Origin of the sequence: Jiangella endophytica (genome assembly GCF_003427025.1) — a bacterium.
Taxonomy (GTDB): domain Bacteria; phylum Actinomycetota; class Actinomycetes; order Jiangellales; family Jiangellaceae; genus Jiangella; species Jiangella endophytica.
Genome location: NZ_QVAI01000001.1, coordinates 334,843 through 357,452 on the forward strand (window position 1 = coordinate 334,843; position 22,610 = coordinate 357,452).

The 22,610-nt window shown below is 70.8% G+C and carries 33 protein-coding genes; 29 read left to right on the forward strand and 4 right to left on the reverse strand.

Annotated elements, in window-relative coordinates:
* Positions 1-92: 92 nt before the first annotated feature.
* The 27 genes from rpsQ to DZA62_RS01730 all read left to right on the forward strand — a co-directional run bounded on the left by rpsQ (position 93) and on the right by DZA62_RS01730 (position 17,012).
* Positions 93-410, forward strand: a complete 318-nt coding sequence (rpsQ, locus tag DZA62_RS36700; RefSeq protein WP_116947023.1) for a 30S ribosomal protein S17 — start codon at positions 93-95, stop codon at positions 408-410.
* A 7-nt stretch (positions 411-417) separates the two neighbouring features.
* On the forward strand, positions 418-786 hold the full coding sequence (rplN, locus tag DZA62_RS01605) for a 50S ribosomal protein L14 (protein WP_046772624.1): 369 nt from the start codon (positions 418-420) through the stop codon (positions 784-786).
* A complete protein-coding gene (rplX, locus tag DZA62_RS01610) occupies positions 783-1,127 on the forward strand; it encodes a 50S ribosomal protein L24 (RefSeq protein ID WP_408617850.1) in 345 nt (114 codons plus the stop codon). Before rplN ends, rplX begins: the two co-directional genes overlap by 4 nt.
* On the forward strand, positions 1,127-1,699 hold the full coding sequence (rplE, locus tag DZA62_RS01615) for a 50S ribosomal protein L5 (protein WP_116947025.1): 573 nt from the start codon (positions 1,127-1,129) through the stop codon (positions 1,697-1,699). Before rplX ends, rplE begins: the two co-directional genes overlap by 1 nt.
* A 1-nt stretch (position 1,700) precedes the next feature.
* Positions 1,701-1,886, forward strand: coding sequence for a type Z 30S ribosomal protein S14 (locus tag DZA62_RS01620; protein WP_046772627.1), 186 nt, complete (start codon positions 1,701-1,703; stop codon positions 1,884-1,886).
* Positions 1,887-1,972: 86 nt separating this feature from the next.
* Complete coding sequence (gene rpsH / locus DZA62_RS01625; protein WP_116947026.1) at positions 1,973-2,380, forward strand: 30S ribosomal protein S8; 408 nt, start codon at positions 1,973-1,975, stop codon at positions 2,378-2,380.
* Between the two features lie 21 nt (positions 2,381-2,401).
* The gene (gene rplF / locus DZA62_RS01630; protein WP_116947027.1) at positions 2,402-2,941 is read left to right on the forward strand and encodes a 50S ribosomal protein L6; all 540 of its coding nucleotides are present in this window, start codon (positions 2,402-2,404) and stop codon (positions 2,939-2,941) included.
* Between the two features lie 3 nt (positions 2,942-2,944).
* Positions 2,945-3,328, forward strand: a complete 384-nt coding sequence (rplR, locus tag DZA62_RS01635) for a 50S ribosomal protein L18 (RefSeq protein WP_116947028.1) — start codon at positions 2,945-2,947, stop codon at positions 3,326-3,328.
* 68 nt (positions 3,329-3,396) lie between these two features.
* A complete protein-coding gene (rpsE, locus tag DZA62_RS01640; protein WP_116947029.1) occupies positions 3,397-4,014 on the forward strand; it encodes a 30S ribosomal protein S5 in 618 nt (205 codons plus the stop codon).
* Positions 4,011-4,193 carry a 50S ribosomal protein L30 gene (rpmD, locus tag DZA62_RS01645; protein ID WP_053206303.1) on the forward strand — a complete coding sequence of 61 codons (183 nt, stop codon included), beginning with the start codon at positions 4,011-4,013 and terminating at the stop codon, positions 4,191-4,193. Before rpsE ends, rpmD begins: the two co-directional genes overlap by 4 nt.
* Before the next feature lie 5 nt (positions 4,194-4,198).
* Entirely contained in the window at positions 4,199-4,648 is a 450-nt protein-coding gene (rplO, locus tag DZA62_RS01650) for a 50S ribosomal protein L15 (RefSeq protein ID WP_116947030.1), read from the forward strand.
* 173 nt (positions 4,649-4,821) lie between these two features.
* On the forward strand, positions 4,822-6,126 hold the full coding sequence (gene secY, locus DZA62_RS01655) for a preprotein translocase subunit SecY (RefSeq protein WP_116947031.1): 1,305 nt from the start codon (positions 4,822-4,824) through the stop codon (positions 6,124-6,126).
* The gene (locus tag DZA62_RS01660; protein WP_116947032.1) at positions 6,123-6,704 is read left to right on the forward strand and encodes an adenylate kinase; all 582 of its coding nucleotides are present in this window, start codon (positions 6,123-6,125) and stop codon (positions 6,702-6,704) included. The genes secY and DZA62_RS01660 overlap by 4 nt, the downstream gene beginning before the upstream one ends.
* Positions 6,705-6,718: 14 nt before the next feature.
* The gene (gene map, locus DZA62_RS01665) at positions 6,719-7,528 is read left to right on the forward strand and encodes a type I methionyl aminopeptidase (protein WP_116947520.1); all 810 of its coding nucleotides are present in this window, start codon (positions 6,719-6,721) and stop codon (positions 7,526-7,528) included.
* Positions 7,529-8,027: 499 nt separating this feature from the next.
* Complete coding sequence (locus tag DZA62_RS01670) at positions 8,028-8,486, forward strand: DUF1707 SHOCT-like domain-containing protein (RefSeq protein WP_116947033.1); 459 nt, start codon at positions 8,028-8,030, stop codon at positions 8,484-8,486.
* Positions 8,487-8,710: 224 nt separating this feature from the next.
* Positions 8,711-8,932, forward strand: a complete 222-nt coding sequence (gene infA, locus DZA62_RS01675) for a translation initiation factor IF-1 (protein WP_026877474.1) — start codon at positions 8,711-8,713, stop codon at positions 8,930-8,932.
* Between the two features lie 68 nt (positions 8,933-9,000).
* Positions 9,001-9,114, forward strand: a complete 114-nt coding sequence (gene rpmJ, locus DZA62_RS01680) for a 50S ribosomal protein L36 (protein WP_015883600.1) — start codon at positions 9,001-9,003, stop codon at positions 9,112-9,114.
* A 169-nt stretch (positions 9,115-9,283) separates the two neighbouring features.
* Positions 9,284-9,661, forward strand: coding sequence for a 30S ribosomal protein S13 (gene rpsM, locus DZA62_RS01685; protein ID WP_116947034.1), 378 nt, complete (start codon positions 9,284-9,286; stop codon positions 9,659-9,661).
* An 80-nt stretch (positions 9,662-9,741) separates the two neighbouring features.
* Positions 9,742-10,140: a 30S ribosomal protein S11 gene (gene rpsK / locus DZA62_RS01690; RefSeq protein WP_116947035.1), complete on the forward strand. Its 399-nt coding sequence runs from the start codon at positions 9,742-9,744 to the stop codon at positions 10,138-10,140.
* A 32-nt stretch (positions 10,141-10,172) separates the two neighbouring features.
* Entirely contained in the window at positions 10,173-10,778 is a 606-nt protein-coding gene (gene rpsD, locus DZA62_RS01695; RefSeq protein ID WP_116947036.1) for a 30S ribosomal protein S4, read from the forward strand.
* A 90-nt stretch (positions 10,779-10,868) separates the two neighbouring features.
* A complete protein-coding gene (locus tag DZA62_RS01700; protein ID WP_069110661.1) occupies positions 10,869-11,882 on the forward strand; it encodes a DNA-directed RNA polymerase subunit alpha in 1,014 nt (337 codons plus the stop codon).
* Between the two features lie 46 nt (positions 11,883-11,928).
* On the forward strand, positions 11,929-12,519 hold the full coding sequence (rplQ, locus tag DZA62_RS37380) for a 50S ribosomal protein L17 (protein WP_116947037.1): 591 nt from the start codon (positions 11,929-11,931) through the stop codon (positions 12,517-12,519).
* A 21-nt stretch (positions 12,520-12,540) separates the two neighbouring features.
* A complete protein-coding gene (gene truA / locus DZA62_RS01710; protein ID WP_116947038.1) occupies positions 12,541-13,410 on the forward strand; it encodes a tRNA pseudouridine(38-40) synthase TruA in 870 nt (289 codons plus the stop codon).
* A gap of 74 nt (positions 13,411-13,484) precedes the next feature.
* The gene (locus DZA62_RS01715; RefSeq protein ID WP_116947039.1) at positions 13,485-13,907 is read left to right on the forward strand and encodes a hypothetical protein; all 423 of its coding nucleotides are present in this window, start codon (positions 13,485-13,487) and stop codon (positions 13,905-13,907) included.
* Positions 13,908-13,974: 67 nt separating this feature from the next.
* Positions 13,975-14,445, forward strand: a complete 471-nt coding sequence (locus tag DZA62_RS01720) for a hypothetical protein (protein ID WP_116947040.1) — start codon at positions 13,975-13,977, stop codon at positions 14,443-14,445.
* A 51-nt stretch (positions 14,446-14,496) separates the two neighbouring features.
* Positions 14,497-16,173, forward strand: a complete 1,677-nt coding sequence (locus DZA62_RS37455) for an ABC-F family ATP-binding cassette domain-containing protein (protein ID WP_116947041.1) — start codon at positions 14,497-14,499, stop codon at positions 16,171-16,173.
* 8 nt (positions 16,174-16,181) lie between these two features.
* Complete coding sequence (locus tag DZA62_RS01730) at positions 16,182-17,012, forward strand: GNAT family N-acetyltransferase (RefSeq protein WP_157987406.1); 831 nt, start codon at positions 16,182-16,184, stop codon at positions 17,010-17,012.
* A 33-nt stretch (positions 17,013-17,045) separates the two neighbouring features.
* On the opposite strand, the gene DZA62_RS01735 is transcribed toward DZA62_RS01730, so the two are convergent.
* Positions 17,046-18,155 (reverse strand): NAD(P)/FAD-dependent oxidoreductase, encoded by a 1,110-nt coding sequence (locus tag DZA62_RS01735; RefSeq protein ID WP_116947043.1) that lies wholly within the window; start codon positions 18,153-18,155, stop codon positions 17,046-17,048.
* Between the two features lie 88 nt (positions 18,156-18,243).
* Between DZA62_RS01735 and DZA62_RS01740 the strand changes: the two genes are divergently transcribed.
* Positions 18,244-18,606 (forward strand): winged helix-turn-helix transcriptional regulator, encoded by a 363-nt coding sequence (locus DZA62_RS01740; protein WP_116947044.1) that lies wholly within the window; start codon positions 18,244-18,246, stop codon positions 18,604-18,606.
* Positions 18,607-18,628: 22 nt separating this feature from the next.
* On the opposite strand, the gene DZA62_RS01745 is transcribed toward DZA62_RS01740, so the two are convergent.
* Positions 18,629-19,858, reverse strand: a complete 1,230-nt coding sequence (locus DZA62_RS01745; RefSeq protein WP_198663312.1) for a citrate synthase — start codon at positions 19,856-19,858, stop codon at positions 18,629-18,631.
* A gap of 99 nt (positions 19,859-19,957) precedes the next feature.
* On the opposite strand from DZA62_RS01745, the gene DZA62_RS01750 reads away from it, so the two are divergent.
* Positions 19,958-21,097: a citrate synthase gene (locus DZA62_RS01750; protein WP_116947046.1), complete on the forward strand. Its 1,140-nt coding sequence runs from the start codon at positions 19,958-19,960 to the stop codon at positions 21,095-21,097.
* 18 nt (positions 21,098-21,115) lie between these two features.
* Here the strand turns inward: DZA62_RS01750 and DZA62_RS36180 are convergent, their stop codons facing one another.
* Both DZA62_RS36180 and DZA62_RS01760 read right to left on the reverse strand, forming a co-directional pair.
* Positions 21,116-22,009 (reverse strand): hypothetical protein, encoded by an 894-nt coding sequence (locus DZA62_RS36180; protein WP_198663313.1) that lies wholly within the window; start codon positions 22,007-22,009, stop codon positions 21,116-21,118.
* Positions 22,003-22,545 (reverse strand): hypothetical protein, encoded by a 543-nt coding sequence (locus DZA62_RS01760; RefSeq protein ID WP_116947047.1) that lies wholly within the window; start codon positions 22,543-22,545, stop codon positions 22,003-22,005. Before DZA62_RS01760 ends, DZA62_RS36180 begins: the two co-directional genes overlap by 7 nt.
* Positions 22,546-22,610 lie beyond the last annotated feature (65 nt).

Genomic DNA, 22,610 nt, shown 5'->3' on the forward strand with positions numbered 1-22,610 from the left:
GCGCCGCGTAAGCGGACGACCAAGAAGGCCGCCGCAGCGCAGGACACCGCGCCCTCGGCTGAGAAGCGTGCCTCGGACGAGGATGGTGCCGAGTGAGCCCCGCGAACAAGGAAGAGAACGTGACCGAGAGCCCGAAGGCCACGGGGAACGCCCCGGGCGGCCGCGGCTACCGCAAGACCCGCCAGGGCGTGGTGGTCAGCGACAAGATGGACAAGACCGTCGTCGTCACCGTCGAGGACCGCTTCAAGCACCCGCTCTACGGCAAGGTCGTCCGTCGGTCGAGCAAGCTGAAGGCCCACGACGAGCAGAACACCGCCGGCATCGGCGACCGCGTCCTGCTCATGGAGACCCGTCCGCTGTCGGCCACGAAGCGCTGGCGCGTCGTGGAGATCCTCGAGAAGGCGAAGTAGGAGCGAGATGATTCAGCAGGAGTCGCGACTGCGGGTCGCCGACAACACCGGTGCCAAGGAGCTCTTGTGCATCCGTGTGCTCGGTGGCTCCGGTCGGCGATACGCCGGCATCGGTGATGTCATCGTGGCCACCGTCAAGGATGCAATCCCCGGCGGCGCGGTCAAGAAGGGCGACGTCGTCAAGGCCGTGGTCGTGCGGACCGTGAAGGAGCGACGCCGTCCGGACGGCTCCTACATCCGCTTCGACGAGAACGCGGCGGTCATCATCAGGGACGGCGGGGACCCGCGCGGCACGCGCATCTTCGGCCCCGTCGGTCGCGAGCTGCGGGACAAGCGCTTCATGCGCATCATCTCGCTCGCTCCGGAGGTGTTGTGAGCATGAAGATCAAGAAGGGTGACAAGGTCGTCGTCATCGCAGGCAAGGACAAGGGCCTGGTGGGCAAGGTCATCGCGGCCTACCCGCGCCAGGAGCGTGTCCTCGTCGAGGGCGTCAACCGCATCACCAAGCACACGAAGCCGACGCAGACCGCCCGCGGCACGCAGCAGTCCGGCGGGATCGTGCACCAGGAGGCGCCGATCCACATCTCGAACGTGCAGCTCGCGGTCGAGGCCGACGTGGACGGCAAGAAGAAGACGGTGGGCACCCGGGTCGGGTACCGCATCGACGACAACGGCAACAAGGTCCGGTTCGCCAAGCGCACCGGTGAGGACATCTGATGACCATCACGGACGCGCGCTCTCACTCCATTCCAAGGCTCAAGCAGCGCTACCGCGACGAGATCATCGCGGGCCTGCGCGAGCAGTTCCAGATCGCGAACGTCATGCAGGTGCCGACCGTGACCAAGGTCGTCGTCAACATGGGTGTCGGCGAGGCCGCTCGTGACGCGAAGCTGATCGAGGGCGCCATCGCCGACCTCGGGGCCATCACCGGTCAGCGGCCGTCGGTCACCAAGGCGCGCAAGTCCATCGCTCAGTTCAAGCTGCGCGAGGGCATGCCCATCGGAGCGCACGCCACGCTGCGCGGCGACCGCATGTGGGAGTTCCTGGACCGCCTGGTGACCATCGCGCTGCCGCGCATCCGGGACTTCCGCGGCCTGTCGGGCAAGCAGTTCGACGGCAACGGGAACTACACCTTCGGCCTCAACGAGCAGTCGATGTTCCACGAGATCGACCAGGACAGGATCGACCGGGTCCGCGGCATGGACATCACGGTCGTCACGACCGCGACCAACGACGACCAGGGTCGGGCGCTGCTCAAGCTGCTCGGTTTCCCGTTCAAGGAGAACTGACGTGGCGAAGAAGGCTCTTGTCATCAAGGCTGCGCGCAAGCCGAAGTTCGCCGTGCGTGCGTACACCCGGTGCCAGAAGTGCGGCCGGCCGCACTCGGTGTACCGCAAGTTCGGGCTGTGCCGGGTGTGCCTGCGCGAGATGGCGCACCGCGGCGAGCTGCCGGGCATCACCAAATCCAGCTGGTAACCAGCCCAGCTGGTAACGAGCCCGACCCCATCGGATCGTCGCAGGTCCGCGAAGCGGAAACCACGACGGGAAAGCGGCAACCACACATGACCATGACCGACCCGATCGCAGACATGCTCACCCGTCTGCGCAACGCCAACACGGCTCACCACGACACCGTGGCGATGCCGCACAGCAAGATCAAGATGAACATCGCCGAGATCCTCAAGCAGCAGGGCTACATCGCCGGTTTCTCCGTGCGTGAGCCGGCTGAGGACCAGGTGGGCAAGACGCTCGAGCTCACCCTGAAGTACGGCCCGTCCCGCGAGCGCTCGATCGCCGGCATCCGCCGCGTCAGCAAGCCGGGTCTGCGGGTCTACGCGAAGGCCACCAACATGCCGCGCGTGCTCGGCGGGCTGGGCGTCGCCATCATCTCCACGTCGCAGGGCCTGCTCACGGGCCAGGCGGCAGCCAAGCAGGGTGTGGGCGGGGAAGTCCTCGCCTACGTCTGGTAACGGGAAAGGAGCGCAATACTCATGTCGCGCATCGGCAAGCTCCCGATCCCGGTACCGTCCGGCGTTCAGGTCGACATCGACGGCCGCGCGGTCAAGGTCACGGGCCCCAAGGGCACGCTGAACCACACGCTGCCCGAGGTCATCGGCGTCGAGAAGGGTGACGACGGCTCTCTGCAGGTCGTCCGCCCGGACGACGAGCGCGAGAGCCGTGCCCTGCACGGGCTCACCCGGACGCTCGTCTCCAACATGGTCACCGGTGTCACCGAGGGTTACGTCAAGAAGCTCGAGATCGTCGGCGTCGGCTACCGCGTCACGGCCAAGGGCCAGAGCCTCGAGTTCGCGCTCGGCTTCAGCCACCCGGTCGTCGTCGAGCCGCCCGAGGGCATCACGTTCGCCGTCGAGTCGCCCACCAAGTTCTCGGTGCAGGGCATCGACAAGCAGAAGGTCGGCGAGATCGCGGCGAACATTCGCAAGATCCGCAAGCCCGAGCCGTACAAGGGCAAGGGCGTGCGGTACGAGGGCGAGCACGTCCGGCGCAAGGTCGGAAAGGCTGGTAAGTAAGTCATGGGCATCGCGATCAATCGCCACATCAAGAAGGGCGACAAGCGGGTTGCCCGCGACCGCCGGCACCTGCGGGTCCGGAAGAAGGTCACCGGCACGACCGAGCGGCCGCGTCTGGTCGTCACCCGGTCGCTGCGGCACATGGTGGTCCAGGTCGTCGACGACGCCACCGGCCGCACCCTGGCCTCGGCCACCAGCATGGAGGCCGACCTGCGTTCGCTCGACGGCGACAAGACCGCCAAGGCGCGCCGCGTCGGTGAGCTCGTCGCCGACCGGGCCAAGGCGGCCGGCGTCGAGGCCGTGGTGTTCGACCGCGGCGGCAACCAGTACCACGGCCGGGTGGCCGCGGTGGCGGAGGGCGCCCGCGAGGGCGGCCTGAAGCTCTGACCACAAACTTCGGCCTCGACTGAGAAGCATGTCTCGGCCGAGAATCTCGAGAAGGATAGAGGGACATCATGGCTGAACCCCAGCGCCGCGGTGGCGGTGCCGGTGGCGAGCGCCGCGATCGTCGTGACCGTCGCGATCGCGACAACCGTCGCGGCGACGGCGCGGACAAGACCAACTACATCGAGACCGTGGTCGCCATCAACCGCGTCGCCAAGGTCGTGCAGGGTGGCCGTCGCTTCAGCTTCACGGCTCTGGTCGTCGTCGGCGACGGCGACGGCACCGTGGGCGTCGGCTACGGCAAGGCCAAGGAGGTGCCCTCGGCCATCGCCAAGGGTGTCGAGGAGGCCAAGAAGCAGTTCTTCAAGGTGCCGCGGATCCAGGGCACCATCCCGCACCCCGTGCAGGGTGAGAAGGCTGCCGGCGTCGTGCTGCTCCGCCCGGCCTCGCCCGGTACCGGCGTCATCGCCGGTGGTCCGGTGCGCGCCGTGCTGGAGGCCGCCGGCGTCCACGACGTCCTGAGCAAGTCGCTCGGCTCGTCCAACGCCATCAACATCGTGCACGCCACGGTGGAGGCGCTGAAGTCGCTGGAGCGTCCGGAGCAGGTGGCGGCCCGCCGTGGCCTGCCGCTCGAGGACGTCGCTCCGGCCGCGCTGCTGCGCGCCCAGGCCGCGGGAGCGTCGGCATGAGTGGGCAGCTGAAGGTCCGTCAGGTCAAGAGCCCGATCGGCGGGACGTCGTCCCAGCGCAACACCCTGCGCTCGCTCGGCCTGAAGCGGATCGGACACGAGGTCGTCAAGGAGGACCGCCCTGAGATCCGGGGCATGGTCAAGACGGTGGCGCACTTGGTCGCCGTCGAGGAGGTGTGAGAGGCATGAGCAACTCGCCGCTGAAGCCGCACCACCTGCGGCCGGCCCCCGGCGCCAAGACCCCGAAGACCCGTGTGGGTCGCGGTGAGGCGTCGAAGGGGAAGACCGCGGGTCGCGGCACCAAGGGCACGAAGGCTCGCTACCAGGTACCGGCCCGCTTCGAGGGCGGCCAGATGCCGCTGCACATGCGCCTGCCGAAGCTGAAGGGGTTCAAGAACCCGTTCCGCGTCGAGTTCCAGGTCGTGAACCTGGACAAGCTGGCGTCGCTCTTCCCGGAGGGCGGGGACGTCACCGTCGACGACCTCGTGGCCAAGGGCGCTGTGCGGGCCGGCAAGCCGGTCAAGGTTCTGGGCACCGGTGAGATCTCGGTTGCGCTGCGAGTGAACGCCAACGCGTTCTCCGGCAGCGCGAAGGAGAAGATCACCGCTGCTGGGGGCACCGTCACCGAGGTGTAGGCGCCCCACACCGGTGTGTTCGAACGGTTCCGAGAGCGTCCTGCCGTCTTACCAGGCGACAGGCGCTTTCGGTCGTTCGGACCCGGCGGTGTTAACGTCTGTTCCGTCCGTACCACCGCGCCGGCTTCGACCCAGCAGTCGTCTCCGCCGTCGGCCACGCAGGAGGCCTTGAAGTGCTCAGAGTGTTCGCGCAGGCGTTCCGTACACCTGACCTGCGCCAGAAATTGCTGTTCACGCTGGGCATCATCGCGATCTTCCGGGTCGGCTCGGTCCTGCCCACGCCCGGTGTCGACGTCCCGGCGGTACGGACCTGTGTGGACCTCGCCGGCAACGAGGGCATCTACGGGATGCTCAACCTGTTCTCGGGTGGCGCGATGCTGCAGCTCGCGGTGTTCGCGCTCGGCATCATCCCGTACATCACCGCCAGCATCATCCTGCAGCTGCTGACGGTCGTGATCCCGCGCATCGAGGCGCTGCGCAAGGAAGGCGCGTCCGGTCAGGCGCAGATCACGCAGTACACCCGCTACCTCACCATCGGTCTGGCGCTGCTGCAGGCCACCACCATCGTCACGCTCGCCCGCCGCGGGCAGTTCTTCCCGAACTGCCCCGAAGAGGTGCTGCAGAACGACTCCCTGTCCACCGCCGCCATCATGATCATCGTGATGACCGCCGGCACCGGCCTGGTCATGTGGCTGGGTGAGCTGATCACCGACCGCGGCGTCGGCAACGGCATGTCGCTGCTGATCTTCACGCAGATCGTCGCCAGCGTGCCGAGCATGTTCTGGAGCATCCAGACCAGCCGCGGCTGGGGCGTCTTCGGCCTGGTCGTCGTGGTCGCGCTGATCGTCGTCGCGCTCATCGTCTTCGTCGAGCAGGCCCAGCGCCGCATCCCCGTCCAGTACGCCAAACGCATGGTCGGCAGGCGCATGTACGGCGGCTCGGCCACGTACATCCCGCTGAAGATCAACCAGGCGGGTGTCATCCCGGTCATCTTCGCCTCGTCGCTGCTCTACATCCCGCTGCTGGCCGCGCAGTTCAACCAGACCTCGGGCTGGGCGCTGTGGATCCAGGACAACTTCACCCGCGGCACGCACCCCGTGTACATCGCGGCGTACTTCCTGCTGATCGTCGGGTTCGCGTTCTTCTACGTGTCCATCACGTTCAACCCGAAGGACATCTCCGACAACATGAAGCGCTACGGCGGCTTCGTGCCCGGCATCCGTGCCGGCCGGGCCACCGAGGAGTACCTGGCCTACGTGCTCAACCGCATCACGTCGGCCGGCGCCATCTACCTGGCGCTCGTGGCCCTGTTGCCACTGCTGGCCTTCAACGTGCTGAACCCCAGCGATGGCGGCCAGTCGTTCAACAACATGTTCGGCGGCACCTCCATCCTGATCATGGTCGGTGTCGGCCTGCAGACCGTGCAGCAGATCGAGAGCCAGCTGCAGCAGCGCAACTACGAGGGGTTCTTGCGGTGACGCGACTGTTGATCATGGGCCCGCCGGGCGCGGGCAAGGGCACCCAGGCCGAGCTGGTGGCCAAGCGGTTCGCCGTGCCGGCCGTCTCCACCGGCGACATCTTCCGGTCGAACATCGCCGACGAGACCTCGCTCGGTCAGCAGGTGAAGGGCTACCTCGACTCCGGCCGGTACGTGCCGGACGAGCTGACCAACGAGGTGGTCCGCGACCGCCTCTCGCAGGCCGACGTCGCCGACGGCTTCCTGCTCGACGGCTACCCGCGCACGCTGGCGCAGGTCGACTTCCTCGACAAGGTGCTGGCCGAGCAGGGCCACGAGCTCGACCACGTCATCGTCCTCAACGTCGACGTCGACGAGGTCGTCAAGCGGCTGCACCAGCGGGCCGTGCAGGAGGGCCGCACCGACGACAGCCCGGAGGTCATCCGGGAGCGGCAGGAGGTCTACCTCGAGCAGACCTCGCCGCTGATCGCCGTCTACCGCGACCGCGGCCTGGTCTTCGAGGTCGACGGCCTGGGCTCCGTCGAGGAGGTCCAGCAGCGGGTGGCCGACGCGATCGAGCAGCCGCCGCAGCCGCACTGAACCACGCGGGAGCGATCATCGAGATCAAATCGCCGGAGCAGCTGGCCGGCATGAGGGCGGCCGGGCTGGTCGTGGCCGAGATCCACGAGGTGATGCGCGCGGCCATCGTGCCCGGCGCCACCCCGCTCGATCTCGACGTCATCGCCCGCCGCGAGCTGGCGGCCCGCGGCGCCACGTCGAACTTCCTCGGCTACGGCGGCTTCCCGGCCACGGTGTGCGTCTCGGTCAACGACGTCGTCGTCCACGGCATCCCCGACGCCACCCCGTTCCGCGACGGCGACGTCGTCTCGCTCGACTTCGGCGCCGTCCTGGACGGCTGGCACGGCGACGCCGCGGTGACGGTGCCCGTCGGCGAGGTCCCCGACGACGTCGCCCGGCTCCTCGTCGACTGCGACGACGCGCTGTGGTCCGGCATCACGGCGATGAAGTCCGGCCGCCGGGTGCGCGACATCGGCACGGCGATCGAGAAGACCATCGAGGCGCGTGGCGACTACGGCATCGTCGAGGAATACGGCGGGCACGGCATCGGCACCGCCATGCACATGGATCCGCACGTCATGAACTATCGCACCCGCCAGCGCGGCCCGAAGCTGGTGCCCGGCCTGTGCCTGGCGGTCGAGCCGATGATCACCCTCGGCGGCCCGGAGACCCACGTGCTGGCCGACGAGTGGACGGTCAAGACCGACGACGGCTCGTGGGCGGCGCACTTCGAGCACAGCATCGCCGTCACGCCGGAGGGCCCGTGGGTGCTCACGGCCCTTGACGGCGGGGCGGCCCGGCTGGCCGAACTCGGCGTGCCGGCAGCAGCCGCCCGCCGCGGCTAGGACACGCCCCAGGCGTCTGAGTCCGATGTCGGGGGCCCGGTGAGGGAGTGGGCCGGTGTCAACGTCTTCGCCCACGGGATCACGGGTCTCGTCGGGGCGGGCGCACCTCGCTCGCCGTGTCGTTGTCGGTGCGTGTGGGCTCCAGCGTCGACCTCGATAGCCGGAATCGCGCTCGGGGCCCGATTCTGGCGTCGGGAACGCGTTTCCGGCTATGGAAGAGCCGCTGGCGGCCGCACCGTGTTCGTGTGCTCAGCGACCCGAACGCGAAGGCCTGAACCGCGCGAGCGCGGCAGGCGCGGCGGCTCGTCACCGGTTCAGCTCCGCCTCGTCCACGATGACGGTGGGCAGGACGACCTCGAGTCCGAACAGAGGTGCACGACCCCGCCGGATCGCCGGCGTCGCGACGGCCGGTCGACGCCCGGGTGTCGGGGGCTCCCCGGGGCGAAGTGGGGGGTTACCCCGATAGGCGCGCTCGGGTCACCGGCGGATACTGGAGCGCATGGGAGCCGAGCGGTTCGAGATGCGCGCCAGCGACGCCGATCGCGATCGCGTGGCCGAGATCCTGCGCGACGCGCACGGAGAGGGGCGGCTGGGTCAGGACGAGCTGCTCGCCCGGGTCGAGTCGACCTATGCCGCGAAGACGTACCAGGACCTCGACCGCGTCATCGCCGACCTGCCGGTGCGCCGCCAGCCGGCCGGCCTGATCCCGCGGCCGCTGTCCGCGCCGCGTCCGGCGCCGCGGCGCACGGGGCGGCGCATCGCGCGCGGCCTGCTCACCGGTGCGTGGTGGTTCTACGGCATCTGCGTGGGCATCAACCTGATGGTGTGGCTGCTGGTCAGCATCGGTGGCGGCGGTCCCGAGTACTTCTGGCCCATCTGGGTGGCCGGGCCCTGGGGCGTGCTGCTCGGCGGCCTCGAGATGGCGTACCGTTCCGGCGAGGCGCCCGCGCAACGCTGACCGCGGGTCGGCTTGCCTCGCACGATTGGCCTCTGGTAGGCCCAGTGCCGTACAATTTCTCGTCGGCCCACTGTGGTCTGTTTCGTTGCGCCCTGCGGCTGGTTCCGGTCGTTCTTTTGACGGGGACGGGGTGCACGTGACAGCTCGCCGCCTGTCCCGTTCAGGACTCCCGGTGGCGTGGTGTGCCGAGGCGGAAGACGACCGACAGAAGAAGTGCGGAGGACATGCCGAAGAAGGACGGGGTCATCGAGATCGAGGGCACCGTGACCGAGGCTCTCCCGAACGCGATGTTCCGGGTAGAGCTCTCCAACGGTCACAAGGTGCTCGCCCACATTTCCGGCAAGATGCGCCAGCATTACATCCGGATCCTCCCTGAGGACCGCGTGGTGGTGGAGCTCAGCCCGTACGACTTGACCCGCGGTCGCATCGTCTACCGCTACAAGTAACCACGACCACTGCCGACGGCTTCGGCCAACTCTCCGAACTCTCGGCACACGTCAAGAAAGAGTCCCCGATGAAGGTCAAGCCGAGCGTCAAGCCGATCTGCGACAAGTGCAAGGTGATCCGCCGTCACGGCCGGGTCATGGTGATCTGCGAGAACCTGCGTCACAAGCAGCGTCAGGGCTGATCACCGGGCACCGCTCGCCCGGACACAACTGAATACTCCAGGACAACGCACCAGCACCCCTGCCTCGCGAGGCAGGGAACACCCCCGGGCGGAGGCCGGGGCTCGGTGGCACAGGATCACCGGGACGCGGTGCGTCAGACACCTCCGCGAACGAAGTGAGGAACACCGCATGGCACGCCTCGTCGGCGTCGACCTCCCGCGCGACAAGCGCCTGGAGGTAGCACTCACCTACATCTTCGGCATCGGGCGCACCCGAGCGCTGGAGACTCTGAAGAACACGGGCGTCAGCCCGGACATCCGCGTCAAGGACCTCGGCGACGAGGAGCTGGTCAAGCTCCGCGACTGGATCGAGGCCAACTACCAGATCGAGGGTGACCTCCGCCGCGAGGTGCAGAGCGACATCCGCCGCAAGATCGAGATCGGTAGCTACCAGGGCATCCGGCACCGCCGCGGGCTTCCCGTCCGTGGTCAGCGCACTCACACGAATGCCCGTACCCGCAAGGGTCGGAAGAAGACCGTCGCCGGCAAGAAGAAGGCCGGCAAGTGAGTGCCGCGACGGCGGCCATGTCGCCGTCGCGAGCAGCGAACCGCTGACCTCAGAAGCTTTCGGACAGGAGTACCGCACAGATGCCACCCGCCAAGGGCCGCCAGACCAAGGTGCGCCGCAAGGAGAAGAAGAACGTCGCTCATGGTGTCGCGCACATCAAGAGCACGTTCAACAACACGATCGTCTCGATCACCGACCCGCAGGGCAACGTGATCGCGTGGGCCAGCTCCGGCCAGGTCGGATTCAAGGGCTCGCGTAAGTCGACGCCGTTCGCCGCGCAGATGGCCGCCGAGGCCGCCGCCCGCCGTGCCCAGGAGCACGGCATGCGCAAGGTCGACGTGTTCGTCAAGGGCCCGGGTTCGGGCCGGGAGACCGCGATTCGCTCGCTGCAGGCCGTCGGCCTCGAGGTCGGTTCCATCTCGGACGTGACCCCGCAGGCGCACAACGGCTGCCGGCCGCCGAAGCGCCGCCGCGTCTGACCCACCGAGACCTCGAGGAGACCTGAACCACCATGGCCCGTTACACCGGTCCACTCACGAAGAAGTCGCGTCGGCTCGGCGTCGACCTGATCGGTGAGGACAAGGCGTACGAACGCCGTCCTTACCCGCCCGGCCAGCACGGCCGCGGCCGGCAGAAGGAGAGCGAGTACCGCCTCCAGCTGCACGAGAAGCAGAAGGCGCGCTACACCTACGGCGTCCTGGAGAGGCAGTTCCGCCGCTACTACGAGGAGGCCAACCGTCGCCAGGGTCGCACCGGTGACGTCCTCCTCCAGCTGCTGGAGTCGCGTCTCGACAACGTCGTCTACCGCTCCGGCCTGGCCCGCACGCGGCGGCACGCCCGCCAGCTGGTCGTCCACGGTCACTTCGTGGTCAACGGCCGCAAGGTGAACGTCCCCTCCTACCAGGTCGCGCTGCACGACGTCATCGACGTGCGCGACAAGTCCAAGGAGACGACGCCGTTCATCATCGCCCGCGAGACCCACGGCGACCGCCCGGTCCCCGCGTGGCTCGAGGTCATCCCGAACCAGCTGCGCGTGCTGGTCCACCAGCTCCCGTCCCGGCAGCAGATCGACACGCCGGTCCAGGAGCAGCTCATCGTCGAGTTCTACTCGAAGTAGTCCGCACCATCGCCGTGGCCGGCAATCGGCCGGCCACGGCGCCCTGATCGCGACAGTCAAATAGCGGGCGTCGCGGAGAGGAAGTCAGAAGTGCTCATCACCCAGCGTCCCAGTCTCAGCGAAGAGTCGCTGAACGACTACCGCGCCCGGTTCACCATCGAGCCGCTGGAGCCGGGCTTCGGCTACACGCTCGGCAACTCGCTGCGCCGGACCCTGCTCTCGTCCATCCCCGGCGCGGCCATCACGTCGATCCGCATCGACGGTGTGCTGCACGAGTTCACCACCATCCCGGGCGTGAAGGAGGACGTCACCGACGTCATCCTGAACCTCAAGGGCCTCGTCGTCTCCTCCGAGCACGACGAGCCCGTCGTGATGTACCTGCGCAAGCAGGGTCCCGGCGCCGTCACCGCCGCCGACATCGCGCCGCCCGCCGGGGTCGAGGTGCACAACCCGGACCTGCACATCGCCACGCTGAACGGCAAGGGCAAGCTGGAGATGGAGCTGACGGTCGAGCGCGGCCGCGGCTACGTGTCGGCCGTGCAGAACAAGCGCGCCGACGCCGAGATCGGCCGCATCCCGGTCGACTCCATCTACTCGCCGGTGCTGAAGGTCACGTACAAGGTCGAGGCGACCCGCGTCGAGGGCCGTACCGACTTCGACCGTCTCATCGTCGACGTCGAGACCAAGCCGTCGATCCGGCCGCGCGACGCGCTCGCGTCGGCCGGCAGCACGCTGGTCGAGCTGTTCGGGCTCGCCCGCGAGCTGAACATCGAGGCCGAGGGCATCGAGATCGGCCCGTCGCCGGTCGACGCCCAGCTGGCCGCGGACCTCGCGCTGCCGATCGAGGACCTGCAGCTCACCGTCCGTTCGTACAACTGCCTCAAGCGTGAGGGCATCCACTCCGTGGGTGAGCTCGTCTCCCGCAGCGAGGCCGACCTCCTCGACATCCGCAACTTCGGCCAGAAGTCGATCGACGAGGTCAAGGCGAAGCTGGCCACCATGGGCCTCGGCCTGAAGGACAGCGCGCCGGGCTTCGACCCGGCCGCGGCCGTCGACAGCTACGGCGACGACGACCAGTCCTACGCCGAAGACGAGCAGTACTGACCGAGCGCGGCCGGTAGCGGTCGCCACCACACAGGAGTAGATCACCATGCCCACCCCAACCAAGGGTGCTCGCCTGGGAGGCTCGCCGGCTCACCAGCGCGCGATCCTCGCCAACCTGGCGACCGCGCTGTTCGAGCACGGCCGCATCACCACCACCGAGGCCAAGGCCCGCCGCCTGCGCCCGGTGGCCGAGCGGCTGATCAGCAAGGCCAAGCGCGGCGACCTGCACGCGCGGCGCCAGGTGCTCAGCACGATCCGCGACAAGGACGTCGTGCACGTGCTGTTCGCCGAGATCGGCCCGCGCTACGAGAACCGCAACGGCGGCTACACCCGGATCGTGAAGATCGGTCCGCGGAAGGGTGACAACGCTCCGATGGCGGTCATCGAGCTGGTCGAGCCGCTGGCCGAGCAGGTCGTGACCGAGGCGACGAGCGCCACCCGGCGCGCGGCCGCGGCTACTCCGGCTGCCGCCGCCCCGGCCGAGGCCACCGAGGCTCCGGCCGAGGAGACCGCTGCCACGGAGGCCGAGGTGACCGAGGCCGCGGCCGAGGCGACCGACGCCGTGGCCGACGACGCCGCCGAGGCGACGGCCGACGAGAAGACCGACGACGCCGAGGGTCCGGCCGACAAGGCCTGACCTTCCAGCACGTCAAGCACCATGCAGCCCGCCGATCCCGTGTCCGGGGTCGGCGGGCTGCTGCGTGTCCGGCTCGACCTCGCCTACGACGGGACGGACTTCTCCGGCTGGGCCACGCAGCCCGGCCGGCGCACCGTCCAGGGGGTCGTCGAGGAGGCGCTGGGCCGGGTCCTGCGCATCGAGCCGCCGCGGGTCACCGTCGCCGGGCGGACCGACGCCGGGGTGCACGCCCGCGGCCAGGTCTGCCACGTCGACGTCCCCGTCACGGCGTGGGCGGCGGCGCCCGGCCGGTCGGACCGGCCACCGGCGGTCGCGCTGCTGCGGCGGCTGGCCGGGGTGCTGCCGGGCGACGTGCGGGTGCACGGCGTCGCCGAGGCGCCACCCGGCTTCGACGCCCGCTTCTCCGCCGTCTGGCGTCGCTACCGCTACCGCGTGAGCGACACCGCGTACGGCGCCGACCCGCTGCAGCGCTCGTTCGTGCTGTGGCACGACCGCCCCCTCGACGTCGACGCGATGAACGCCGCGGCCGCCGGGCTGCTGGGCGAGCACGACTTCGCCGCGTACTGCCGGCCGCGCGAGGGCGCCACCACGATCCGCGAGCTGCGGGTGCTGATGTGGGAGCGGACGGCCGACGGCCTGGCCGTCGCGACCGTCGAGGCCGACGCGTTCTGCCACAACCAGGTTCGCGCGATGATCGGCGCGCTCCTGCTGGTCGGCGACGGCCGGCGGCCGGTCGGCTGGCCGGTGACGGTGCTCGCGGCGGGCCTGCGCGATCCCGGCGTCGTCGTCATCCCGCCACGCGGCCTGACGCTGGAGGCCGTCGGTTACCCGCCCGACGCCGAGCTGGCCGAGCGGGCCCGCACCGCCCGCAACGTCCGCACGCTGGGCTGACCACCCTGGGGTGGATGGGAAACCTCGGGGAGATCCCTGAGGGAAAACGCGACCCGGACGCGTAGCCTGGAGGAGTGTTCACCGATGCGATCGAGCTTGCCGTAGCCATTCTCGGACTCGGACTCGTCGTGCTGTCCGTGCGACAGGCACGCGCCAAGGGCTGGGCCGCCTCGCTGCAGATGGCGGCGGGCGGGTTCCTGCTCATGGGCGCCTCCGCCATCGGCATCGTCGGTTTCGTCGCGGGGCTGGTGCTCTCGCCGGTGGCCTGGGCGGGCGTCATCCTGCTCGGCGTCGCGGGCCTGCTGTTCGCCGTGGGGCAGAAGCTCGAGGTCCCGAAGGACTCCGCGAAGCCCGGTGCCGTCGGCGAGTCCGGGCGGGCCCCGAAGGGCGCGGTCGACGCCGGCCCGAAGAAGGGCAAGAAGCAGCAGCAGTCGTCCTCCGGCGACCCCGAGCTCGACGACATCGAGGCCATCCTGCGCCGCCACGGCATCCAGTAGTGCGGGGCTCCAGCGCGCCGTCGCATGTCCGTGATCGATCTGGGGTATTCCTCCTGATATGGGAGTCATGACGCGGTATCGGTCGACGACCGCCGCCGGTGTGATCGCGGTGTTCGTTCTGGTCCTCGTGTTCGGTAGCCCGCCCTTCGTCAACTGGGCGCGCGACAACGCCGACGGCACCGGCGCCCTCGACCTGTTCCTCTCCGTACTCGCCTGGCCGTCGTGGGACTTCGCCGCCGACCTGCCGGCTCGCGACGTCATCGCGCTGGTGATGCGGGCGGTGCTCGTGGTGATCCTCACCGCGGCGTTCCTGGCCGCGCTCGCCTGGCCGCGCACCGGCAACGCCGGGGCCCAGTTGCTCACCGGCTGGGCGGCGGTCGTGTTCGCCGGCGCCGCGGCCGGCCTGTTCATGGGGATGGTGCAGAGCGACGCCTCGGCGCCCGCCGTCTTCCGGCTGATCTCCTCCGGCGCCACGTACGGGATCTTCGCCGGCTGGGTCGTCGGCATCGCCACGCTGCGCGCACCCAGTCGCAGGTAGTCCGCCGAAAACCTCTCGACCGGCGCCGCCGGACGGGGCGAGACTGAGGTCATGGGCCACGTCGACCTCAACACCGTCTCGTTCACCCTGCCCGACGGGCGGGTGCTGCTCGACGACATCTCGTTCCGGGTCGGCGACGGCGCCAAGGTCGCGCTGGTCGGCGCCAACGGGTCGGGCAAGACCACGCTGCTGCGCATCGTCGCCGGCGACCTCGCCTCGCACGGCGGTGCCGTGACGCGCAGTGGCGGGCTCGGCGTCATGCGGCAGTTCGTGGCCCGCGACGCCCAGGACGTACGCGACCTGCTGCTGTCGGTGGCGCCGCCGCGCGTGCGGGCCGCCGCTGCCGCCGTCGACGCCGCCGAGCTGGCCATGATGGACCACGACGACGAACCCACCCAGATGACGTACGCCACCGCCCTCGGCGAGTGGGCCGACGCCGGCGGGTACGAGACCGAGGTGCTGTGGGACGTCTGCACCACGGCCGCGTTGGGCATCCCGTTCGAGCGGTGCCGCTGGCGCGAGGTGTCGTCGCTGTCCGGCGGCGAGCAGAAGCGGCTGGTGCTCGAGGCGCTGCTGCGCGGGCCCGACGAGGTGCTGCTGCTCGACGAGCCCGACAACTTCCTCGACGTCCCGGCCAAACGCTGGCTCGAGGACCGGCTGGTCGAGTCGCCGAAGACGGTGCTCTACGTCAGCCACGACCGCGAGCTGCTGCACCGCACCGCCACCCGCGTCGTCACCGTCGAGCTGGGCGCGGCCGGCAACACCGCCTGGGTGCACCCGGGCGGGTTCGGCGGCTACCACGAGGCCCGGCGCGAGCGCTTCGCCCGGCTCGAGGAGCTGCGCCGGCGCTGGGACGAAGAGCACGCCAAGCTGAAGGCGCTGGTGCTCATGTACAAGCAGAAGGCGGCGTACAACTCCGACATGGCCGCGCGCTACCAGGCGGCGCAGACCCGGCTGCGTCGGTTCGAGGACGCCGGCCCGCCCGAGGAGCAGCCACGCGAGCAGAACCTGCGCATGCGGCTGCGCGGCGGGCGCACCGGCAAGCGTGCCGTCATCTGCGAGTCGCTCGAGCTCACCGGCCTGATGAAGCCGTTCGATCTCGAGGTCTGGTACGGCGAGCGGGTCGCCGTCCTGGGTTCCAACGGCTCCGGCAAGTCACACTTCCTGCGGCTGCTGGCCGTCGGCGGCACCGACCCCGAGCCCGAGCACGAGCCGGTCGACGACGTTCCCATCGCGCCGGTCGCGCACACCGGAACGGCCCGCCTGGGCGCGCGGGTGCGGCCGGGCTGGTTCGCGCAGACCCACCATCATCCGGAACTGATCGGCCGCACCCTGCTCGAGATCCTGCACCGCGGCGACGGCCGGCGGGCCGGCATGCCGCGCGAGGAGGCCAGCCGGGCGCTCGATCGCTACGAGCTGGCGCACGCCGCCGACCAGGCGTTCGAGTCGCTCTCCGGTGGGCAGCAGGCGCGGCTGCAGATCCTGCTGCTCGAGCTGTCCGGCGCCACGCTGCTGCTGCTCGACGAGCCCACCGACAACCTCGACCTCGTGTCGGCCGAGGCGCTGCAGGACGGCCTCGAGGCGTTCGAGGGGACGGTGCTCGCGGTCACCCACGACCGCTGGTTCGCCCGCGACTTCGACCGTTTCCTCGTCTTCGGCGCCAACGGCACGGTCTACGAGGCGCCTGAACCGGTCTGGGACGAAGGCCGCGTCTCGCGGGTGCGATGATGCACCGCGTGCGGCTCACCACCGACCCCGAGGAGTTCTGGCAGCGGGCGCATGGCTGGCTGGAGCGCGAACCGGTGCTGCACTCGGTGCTGCTCACCACGGTCGACCGCGAGCGCCGGGGCGGGTCCGGCGGCACGTTCGCGATCCTGGCTGACGACGACGGCGGCGGCGGTGTCGCCGGGGTCGCCGTCTGGACGCCGCCGTTCCGCCCCTACGTCTCCGCTTCACCGGTGGGCGCCGAGCTGCTCGCCCTGGCGCTGCTCGAGCGGTGTCCCGGCATCGACGGCGTCACCGGCGCGGCCGACCAGTCGGCCGCGTACGCCCGGGCGTGGGCGGGGCACACCGGCGGCCTCGTCGGCGTCGCGATGAACCAGCGGCTGTTCGAGCTCGACACCGTCGTGCCACCACGGCCGGCCGCCGGAGCGGCGCGGCTCGCCGGCCCGGACGACCGCGACCTGCTCGTCGACTGGACGCTGGCGTTCGAGTCCGAGTCCAACGCGGCCCCCGACGCCGGCAGCGTCGCCGCCCGTGTCGTCGACCTGCTGATCGCCGAGCGGCGCGCCTGGCTCTGGGACGACGACGGCCCGGCCTGCTTCGTGGGCGTCTCGCGCACCGTCGCCGGCGTGGCCCGGGTCGCCCCGGTCTACACGCCGCCCGGTCGCCGCCGTCGCGGATACGCGTCGGTGCTGGTGGCGGCGGTCAGCCAGGCCGTGCTGGACGCCGGCGCGCGCCACAGCGCGCTGTTCACCGACCTGGCCAACCCCACCTCGAACAAGGTCTACACCGCCCTCGGCTACCGCCCGGTCGCCGACGTCACGGCGTACTCCTTCACCCGCTGACCACGGCCGTCCGGGCGGGCCGCGGTCCGGTGGTCAGGCCACCGGCTCGACGTTGAACAGGTCGTCGTAGGTCTCCATGAGCAGCGCCCGGCCCTTGACCTGGGAGATCACGTCGGGACCGGCGACGCCGTCGATGCCGGGGAGCTGGCCCGCACCGCCGTCGGGGCCGAGCGGGATGGCCACCAGCGGCGGCAGCTTCTGATAGCCGCCCACCTCGCCCGCGCCGGTGATCCGCGCGGTCAGGTTCGCCGCGACCAGCTCCGCCTGCAGCCGGGCGGTCGCCGCCATGTTGCGGTCGGCGTCGGCGATGTCGCCGATCGCATAAACGTTCTCGTGTCCGGCGACCCGCAGTTGGTCGTCGACGCGCAGGTAGCCCTGGGCGTCGAGCGCCGTGGCCAGCGAGCCGGTGACGAACCCGGTCGCCGGGGTGACGCCGAACGCGCGGAACCAGATGTCGGCGCTCAGCTCCTTACCGGCCTCGGTCGTGACCGTGACCGGCGCCGCCGTCGCGGCCGGCGCCTCCGGCAGTGCCCGCAGCGGGCTGCCGAGGACGAGGCGGACGCCGAGCGCCTCGAGCTGGCGGCGCAGCTCCTCGCGCAGCTCCTGGTCGTAGGGGCCGGGCAGGATGTCCTCGGCCAGGTCGACCAGCGTCACGCCCTTCTCCGGAAAGGCGGTCTTGATCTCGCCGGCCAGCTCCAGGCCGGCCGCGCCGGCGCCGATGACCAGCGCGTGGTCCGACCCACGCAGCGCGTCGTGCGCCGCCAGGAACCGTTGCCGCGCGACTGCGACGTCGGTCTCGTCGGTCTTCGCCGGGAACGGGTAGGAGGAACCGGTCGCGAGGATGACGTAGTCGGCGGCCAGTCGCTGCCCGGAGGCCAGCGTGACGCCGGTGCCGTCGGCGTCGACGGCCCGGTCGCGGACGAACCGGCCGTGGGCGAGCAGCCGGTCGTACGGCAGGAAGATCCGGTCCAGCCACTCCGGCGCGACCAGCGCGCGCCAGGACGCGAGGTTGTGCAGGAACGTGTCGGACGGGTCGACCAGGGTCACGTCGGCCACCTCGTCGAGCGCCTTCGCGGCGTTGATGCCGCCGAACCCGCCGCCGACGATGACGACGGAGGGGCGCGAGCCGTTGGTCTCGGTCACGGAGATCTCCTTGGAGAGTCGAAGCTACGAGTCATCTCGTAGCAGCTTCGAAAATCGAAGCAACAACGCTCGCGCTAGTATTCCTCACATGTCCGCGACCGTCCGCGCCACCCCCGACGCGGACGCCTGCTCGCGCACCGACGCGGCACTCACCCGGGCTTTCACGATCCTCGGCAAGCGCTGGAACGCCCTGGTCCTGGGTGGCCTGCGGTCCGGCCCGGCCGGGTTCCGCGAGCTGTCCCGCGCCATCGGCGGCGTCAGCGACTCCGTTCTGGCCGACCGGCTGGCCGAACTGACGCAGCACCAGCTCGTGTACCGCCGGGTCGACGAAGGTCCGCCGGTCTCCGTCAGTTACGAGCTCACCGAGCGCGGCCGCGCGCTGATGCCGGCGCTCGACCAGATCTCCGCCTGGGCCGTCGAGCACCTCCCCATGGAGACGCCGGCCGGCTGACCAGGCCCCTGAACCCCGTGGGTCACGGCAACGGCTGCGGTGGTGGCGGGCCCTCATAGCGCCCGGTGACCCGCACCCGCAGAGCCCGCTCGTCGTACTCCTCGAGCGCGTGCGCGATCCAGCCCGCGGTCCGGGCCACCGCGAAGATCGTCTCGCCGGCCTCGGGTGGCATCCCGGTCGCGACCGACAGCGTGGCCAGTGCGAGGTCGACGTTCGCCGGCAGCGGCAGGTGGGTCGCGGCGGTCTCCGTGACGGCGTGCGCGGCGGCCAGCACGGGCGCGGCCTCCGGGACGTCGTCGAGCCGCTCGAACAGCACTCGCGCACGTGGGTCGGTGCTGCGGTAGAGCCGGTGGCCCAGGCCGGGCAGCCGCCGCCCGGCCCGCAGGTGCTCGGCGACGACCGGCGCGGCGCCCCGCTCGAGCACGTCGGTGAGCATGCGATGGGCGAGACCGCTGGCCGCGCCGTGCAGCGGACCCTCGACCGCGCCGAGCGCCGCGGAGACGACGGCGTACGGATGCGCCCGCGCCGACGCCGCCGCGCGCGCCGTGACGGTCGAGGCGGCGAGACCGTGGTCGATCAGCAGCACCAGCGCGGTGTCCAGCGTCGCGACGGCGTGCGGATCGGCCGGGCGCCCGGTGAGCCGCGGCCAGAGCCGCGCGGCGACGGTCGCGCCCTGCGTCGGCCCGGACGGGTCGTCGTCGCGGCGCGGCAGCGAGTCGACGAAGGTGGCGATGAGCCCGCGGGCCGTGGCCGCCACCGTCCTGGGGCGCAGGTCGAACCGGACCGGGTCGACGGCGGCCGCCGCGACCGCCGCCACCCGGAGCCGGTCGACCAGCCCTGCCTGTGGCGGCAGCGCGTCTCCGACGGACCGGGCGGCGGCGAGTCCCGCGTCAGGCGCGGCGAACGACGGGCCTGGCCGCTGGTCGCCGGTCCACAGCCACCAGGCGACCTCCTCGAACGAGGCCCGCGCGGCCAGCGCGATCGGGTCGACGCCGCGGTAGTAGTAGCGGTCGCCCTCGATCAGCGTCACGGCGCTGTAGACCGGGCCGGCGGCGTCCTGGTCGCGGGCCGTACCGGACTCGCCGTCCGGCCGGCCACGGCGCCGGTGCGCCAGCCGCTCCACCTCATCGGGGTCGAACGTGCTGGCCCGGCCGCCGGGGCCGCGGCGGCTGCCGAGCAGGCCGCGGCTGACGTACGCGTACACCGTTTCGGGCTTGACCCCGAGCCGGGCCGCGACCTGCTGGGTCGTCATGCGGCGCTGCTCCGCCATCGTTCTGCCCCTCCACGCCGATATTGACCGAAATCAATATATCTACGATTGACATCAACCATTGAGCGGACTGGAGGAATCATGACTGCACAGGTGCCGCGCGGGCTGGCCGGGGTCGTCGTCACCGAGACCGTGCTCGGCGACGTCCGCGGCCGCGAGGGCTTCTACCACTACCGCGAGTACTCCGCCGTCGAGCTGGCCGCGACCCGGAGCTTCGAGGACGTCTGGCATCTGATGCTCGCCGGCGCGCTGCCGTCGGCGGCCGAGGGTGCCGCGTTCGCCCGCCGGGTCGCCGGGCTGCGGGCGCTGCCCGGCGACGTGCGCGCGGCGCTGCCGGCGATCGCCCGCGTGAGCGCGGCGTCCGGGCCGATGGCGGGGCTGCGCACGGCGCTGTCGCTCACCGGCGCCGCGGCCGGGTTCCGGCCGGTCTACGACCTCACCGCCGACGAACGGCGCGACGACGCGCTACTGGCCGGTGCCGTCGTGCCGACGCTGCTCGCGGCGCTCTACCGGCTCGGGCAGGGACTGGAGCCGGTCGAGCCGCGCGCCGACCTCGGGCATGCCGCCAACTACCTGTACATGCTGTCCGGCGTGGAACCGGCGCCCGAGCATGCCCGCGCCGTCGAGCGGTACCTCATCTCGACCATCGACCACGGCTTCAACGCGTCGACGTTCACCGGCCGGGTCATCGCGTCGACCGGAGCCGACGTCGCGGCGTGCCTGGTCGGCGGCATCGCCGCGCTGTCCGGGCCGCTGCACGGCGGCGCGCCGAGCCGCGCGCTGGACACGCTGGACGCCATCGGGACGCCGGACCGGATCCAGGCCTGGGTGCGCGAGCGGGTGCTGGCCGGCGACCGCATCATGGGCTTCGGGCACCCGGTCTACCGCACCGAGGACCCGCGCTCGCACATGCTCAAGGACATCGCCCTGGGCTTCGGCGGCCCGCTGGTCGAGTTCGCCGTCGAGGTGGAGCGGCAGGTCGAGGCGATCCTGGCCGAGCTCAAGCCGCATCGCGAACTGCACACCAACGTCGAGTTCTACGCGGGCGTCGTCATGGAGCAGTGCGGGCTGCCGCGGGCGATGTTCACCCCGACGTTCGCGGTCGCCCGGGTGGTCGGCTGGACGGCGAACATCCTCGAGCAGGCCGCCGACAGCAAGATCATCCGTCCGGCGGCCCGTTACGTCGGCCCGCCGCCGCCCGTCCCGGTCCCCGCGGCCTGACGGGGCGGGGACCGGCGCTCACTCGATGACGATCGACTGGACCTCGGCGACCGGGAGCGGGCCGTCGACCCAGGGGCTCTCGAGCGTCGTCGGCAGCCCGTCCAGCTCCAGCGGCTCGCCGTTGTTGGTGAACGAGATGTCGTAGACCAGTCGCATGCGGGCCGGGTAGCCGTCGGGGTGGCTGACGGACGCCTGCGCGTAGACGTGGCTGCACTCGTCGCTCTCGGCGACGGCGAAGGGGCACTGCAGTACGCCGCTGCCGTCGCCGGGGTCGACCTCGACGCGGTTGGGCGTCGCGATGGCGTTGACCGCGCCGGTGGACTCGCCGATCAGCTCGCCGTTGGCCGGGCCCTCGGCCCAGTACCAGGTGGCGAGGTTGACGAAGGCCTGGTCGGGCGGCGAGAACGCCAGCGTGAAGTCGGGCGTGGCGAGGTTGCCGTAGGCCTGCCAGGCGAGGTCCCACAGGCTCGGGCCCTGGTCCTCCGGCGGCAGCACCCACTGCCAGCCGCTCTCGCCGGGCTCGCATTCGACGTAGGTCACGATGTAGCCCTCGCCGGGTGACGGCCCTCCTGCCAACTGCTCCCATTCGTCCTCGGGGAAGACCGACGGGAAGTTGCCCCAGCACGCCGCCGTGCCCTCGCACCAGAAGCTGGCGCCGTCGTGGACGTCGTCGTGGACGCTGAGGTCGCACTGCGGCTCGTAGCCGCCACCGTCGCCGTCGTCGCTGCCGCCGTCGTCGCCGCCGGAGTCGTCGCATTCCTCGACCCAGGTGGTCTCGCCGTCACCGACGTCGACCTCGACGAGGTGGCAGTTCTCCCCTTCCTCAGCCGTTGCCGACGGGACGACGGTGAAGAGGGCGGTGGCGGCCAGAGCGACGCAGAGCGCGAGCTGGGCTGCTACACGGGTCAGCATGAGATGGTCGCCTCGCTCTGGTCGACAAGATCGACGACGATCCACTCGTCGGCGATGCGCTCGAAGTCGATGACGCGAGCCCGGATCCCGGTCTCCTGCGGGACCAGTTGCTCGTTGTAGTACACGTTCCAGGGCGTCTCGTCGACGCAGCTCTGCACCCGCGCGGTGTCACCGTCGACGCTCACCTCGGGGACGCCGACGTCGGGAGCGCCGTCGCGGGTGACGCCGTCTTCGGCGAGGCCACGGATGTCGGCGACCTGACGCTGGGCGAGCGCGTCGGACATGATGCTCACCAGCGGCTCGTACGTCTCGTCCAGACCGTTCTCGGAGGCGACCAGCACCTCCCAGTACCGCGCGTAGGCGGCCTCGACGTCCGCGACCGCGGGGTCCTCGGTGGGTGTCGGGTCGGCGGTCTCGGCCGGGCCGGTGGAGGTCGTCAGACCGGTCGGTTCCTCGGACTCGCCGGAGCACGCGGCGGCCGTGAGAACCACGCCCGCGGCGCCGAGAGCGGACACGACGGCGCGAGCGGGGGTCATGACTCCGGATGATTCCATACGTCACGACCAGGCACACCTCGAAGGTCCGGCCTTGAAAACTTGCT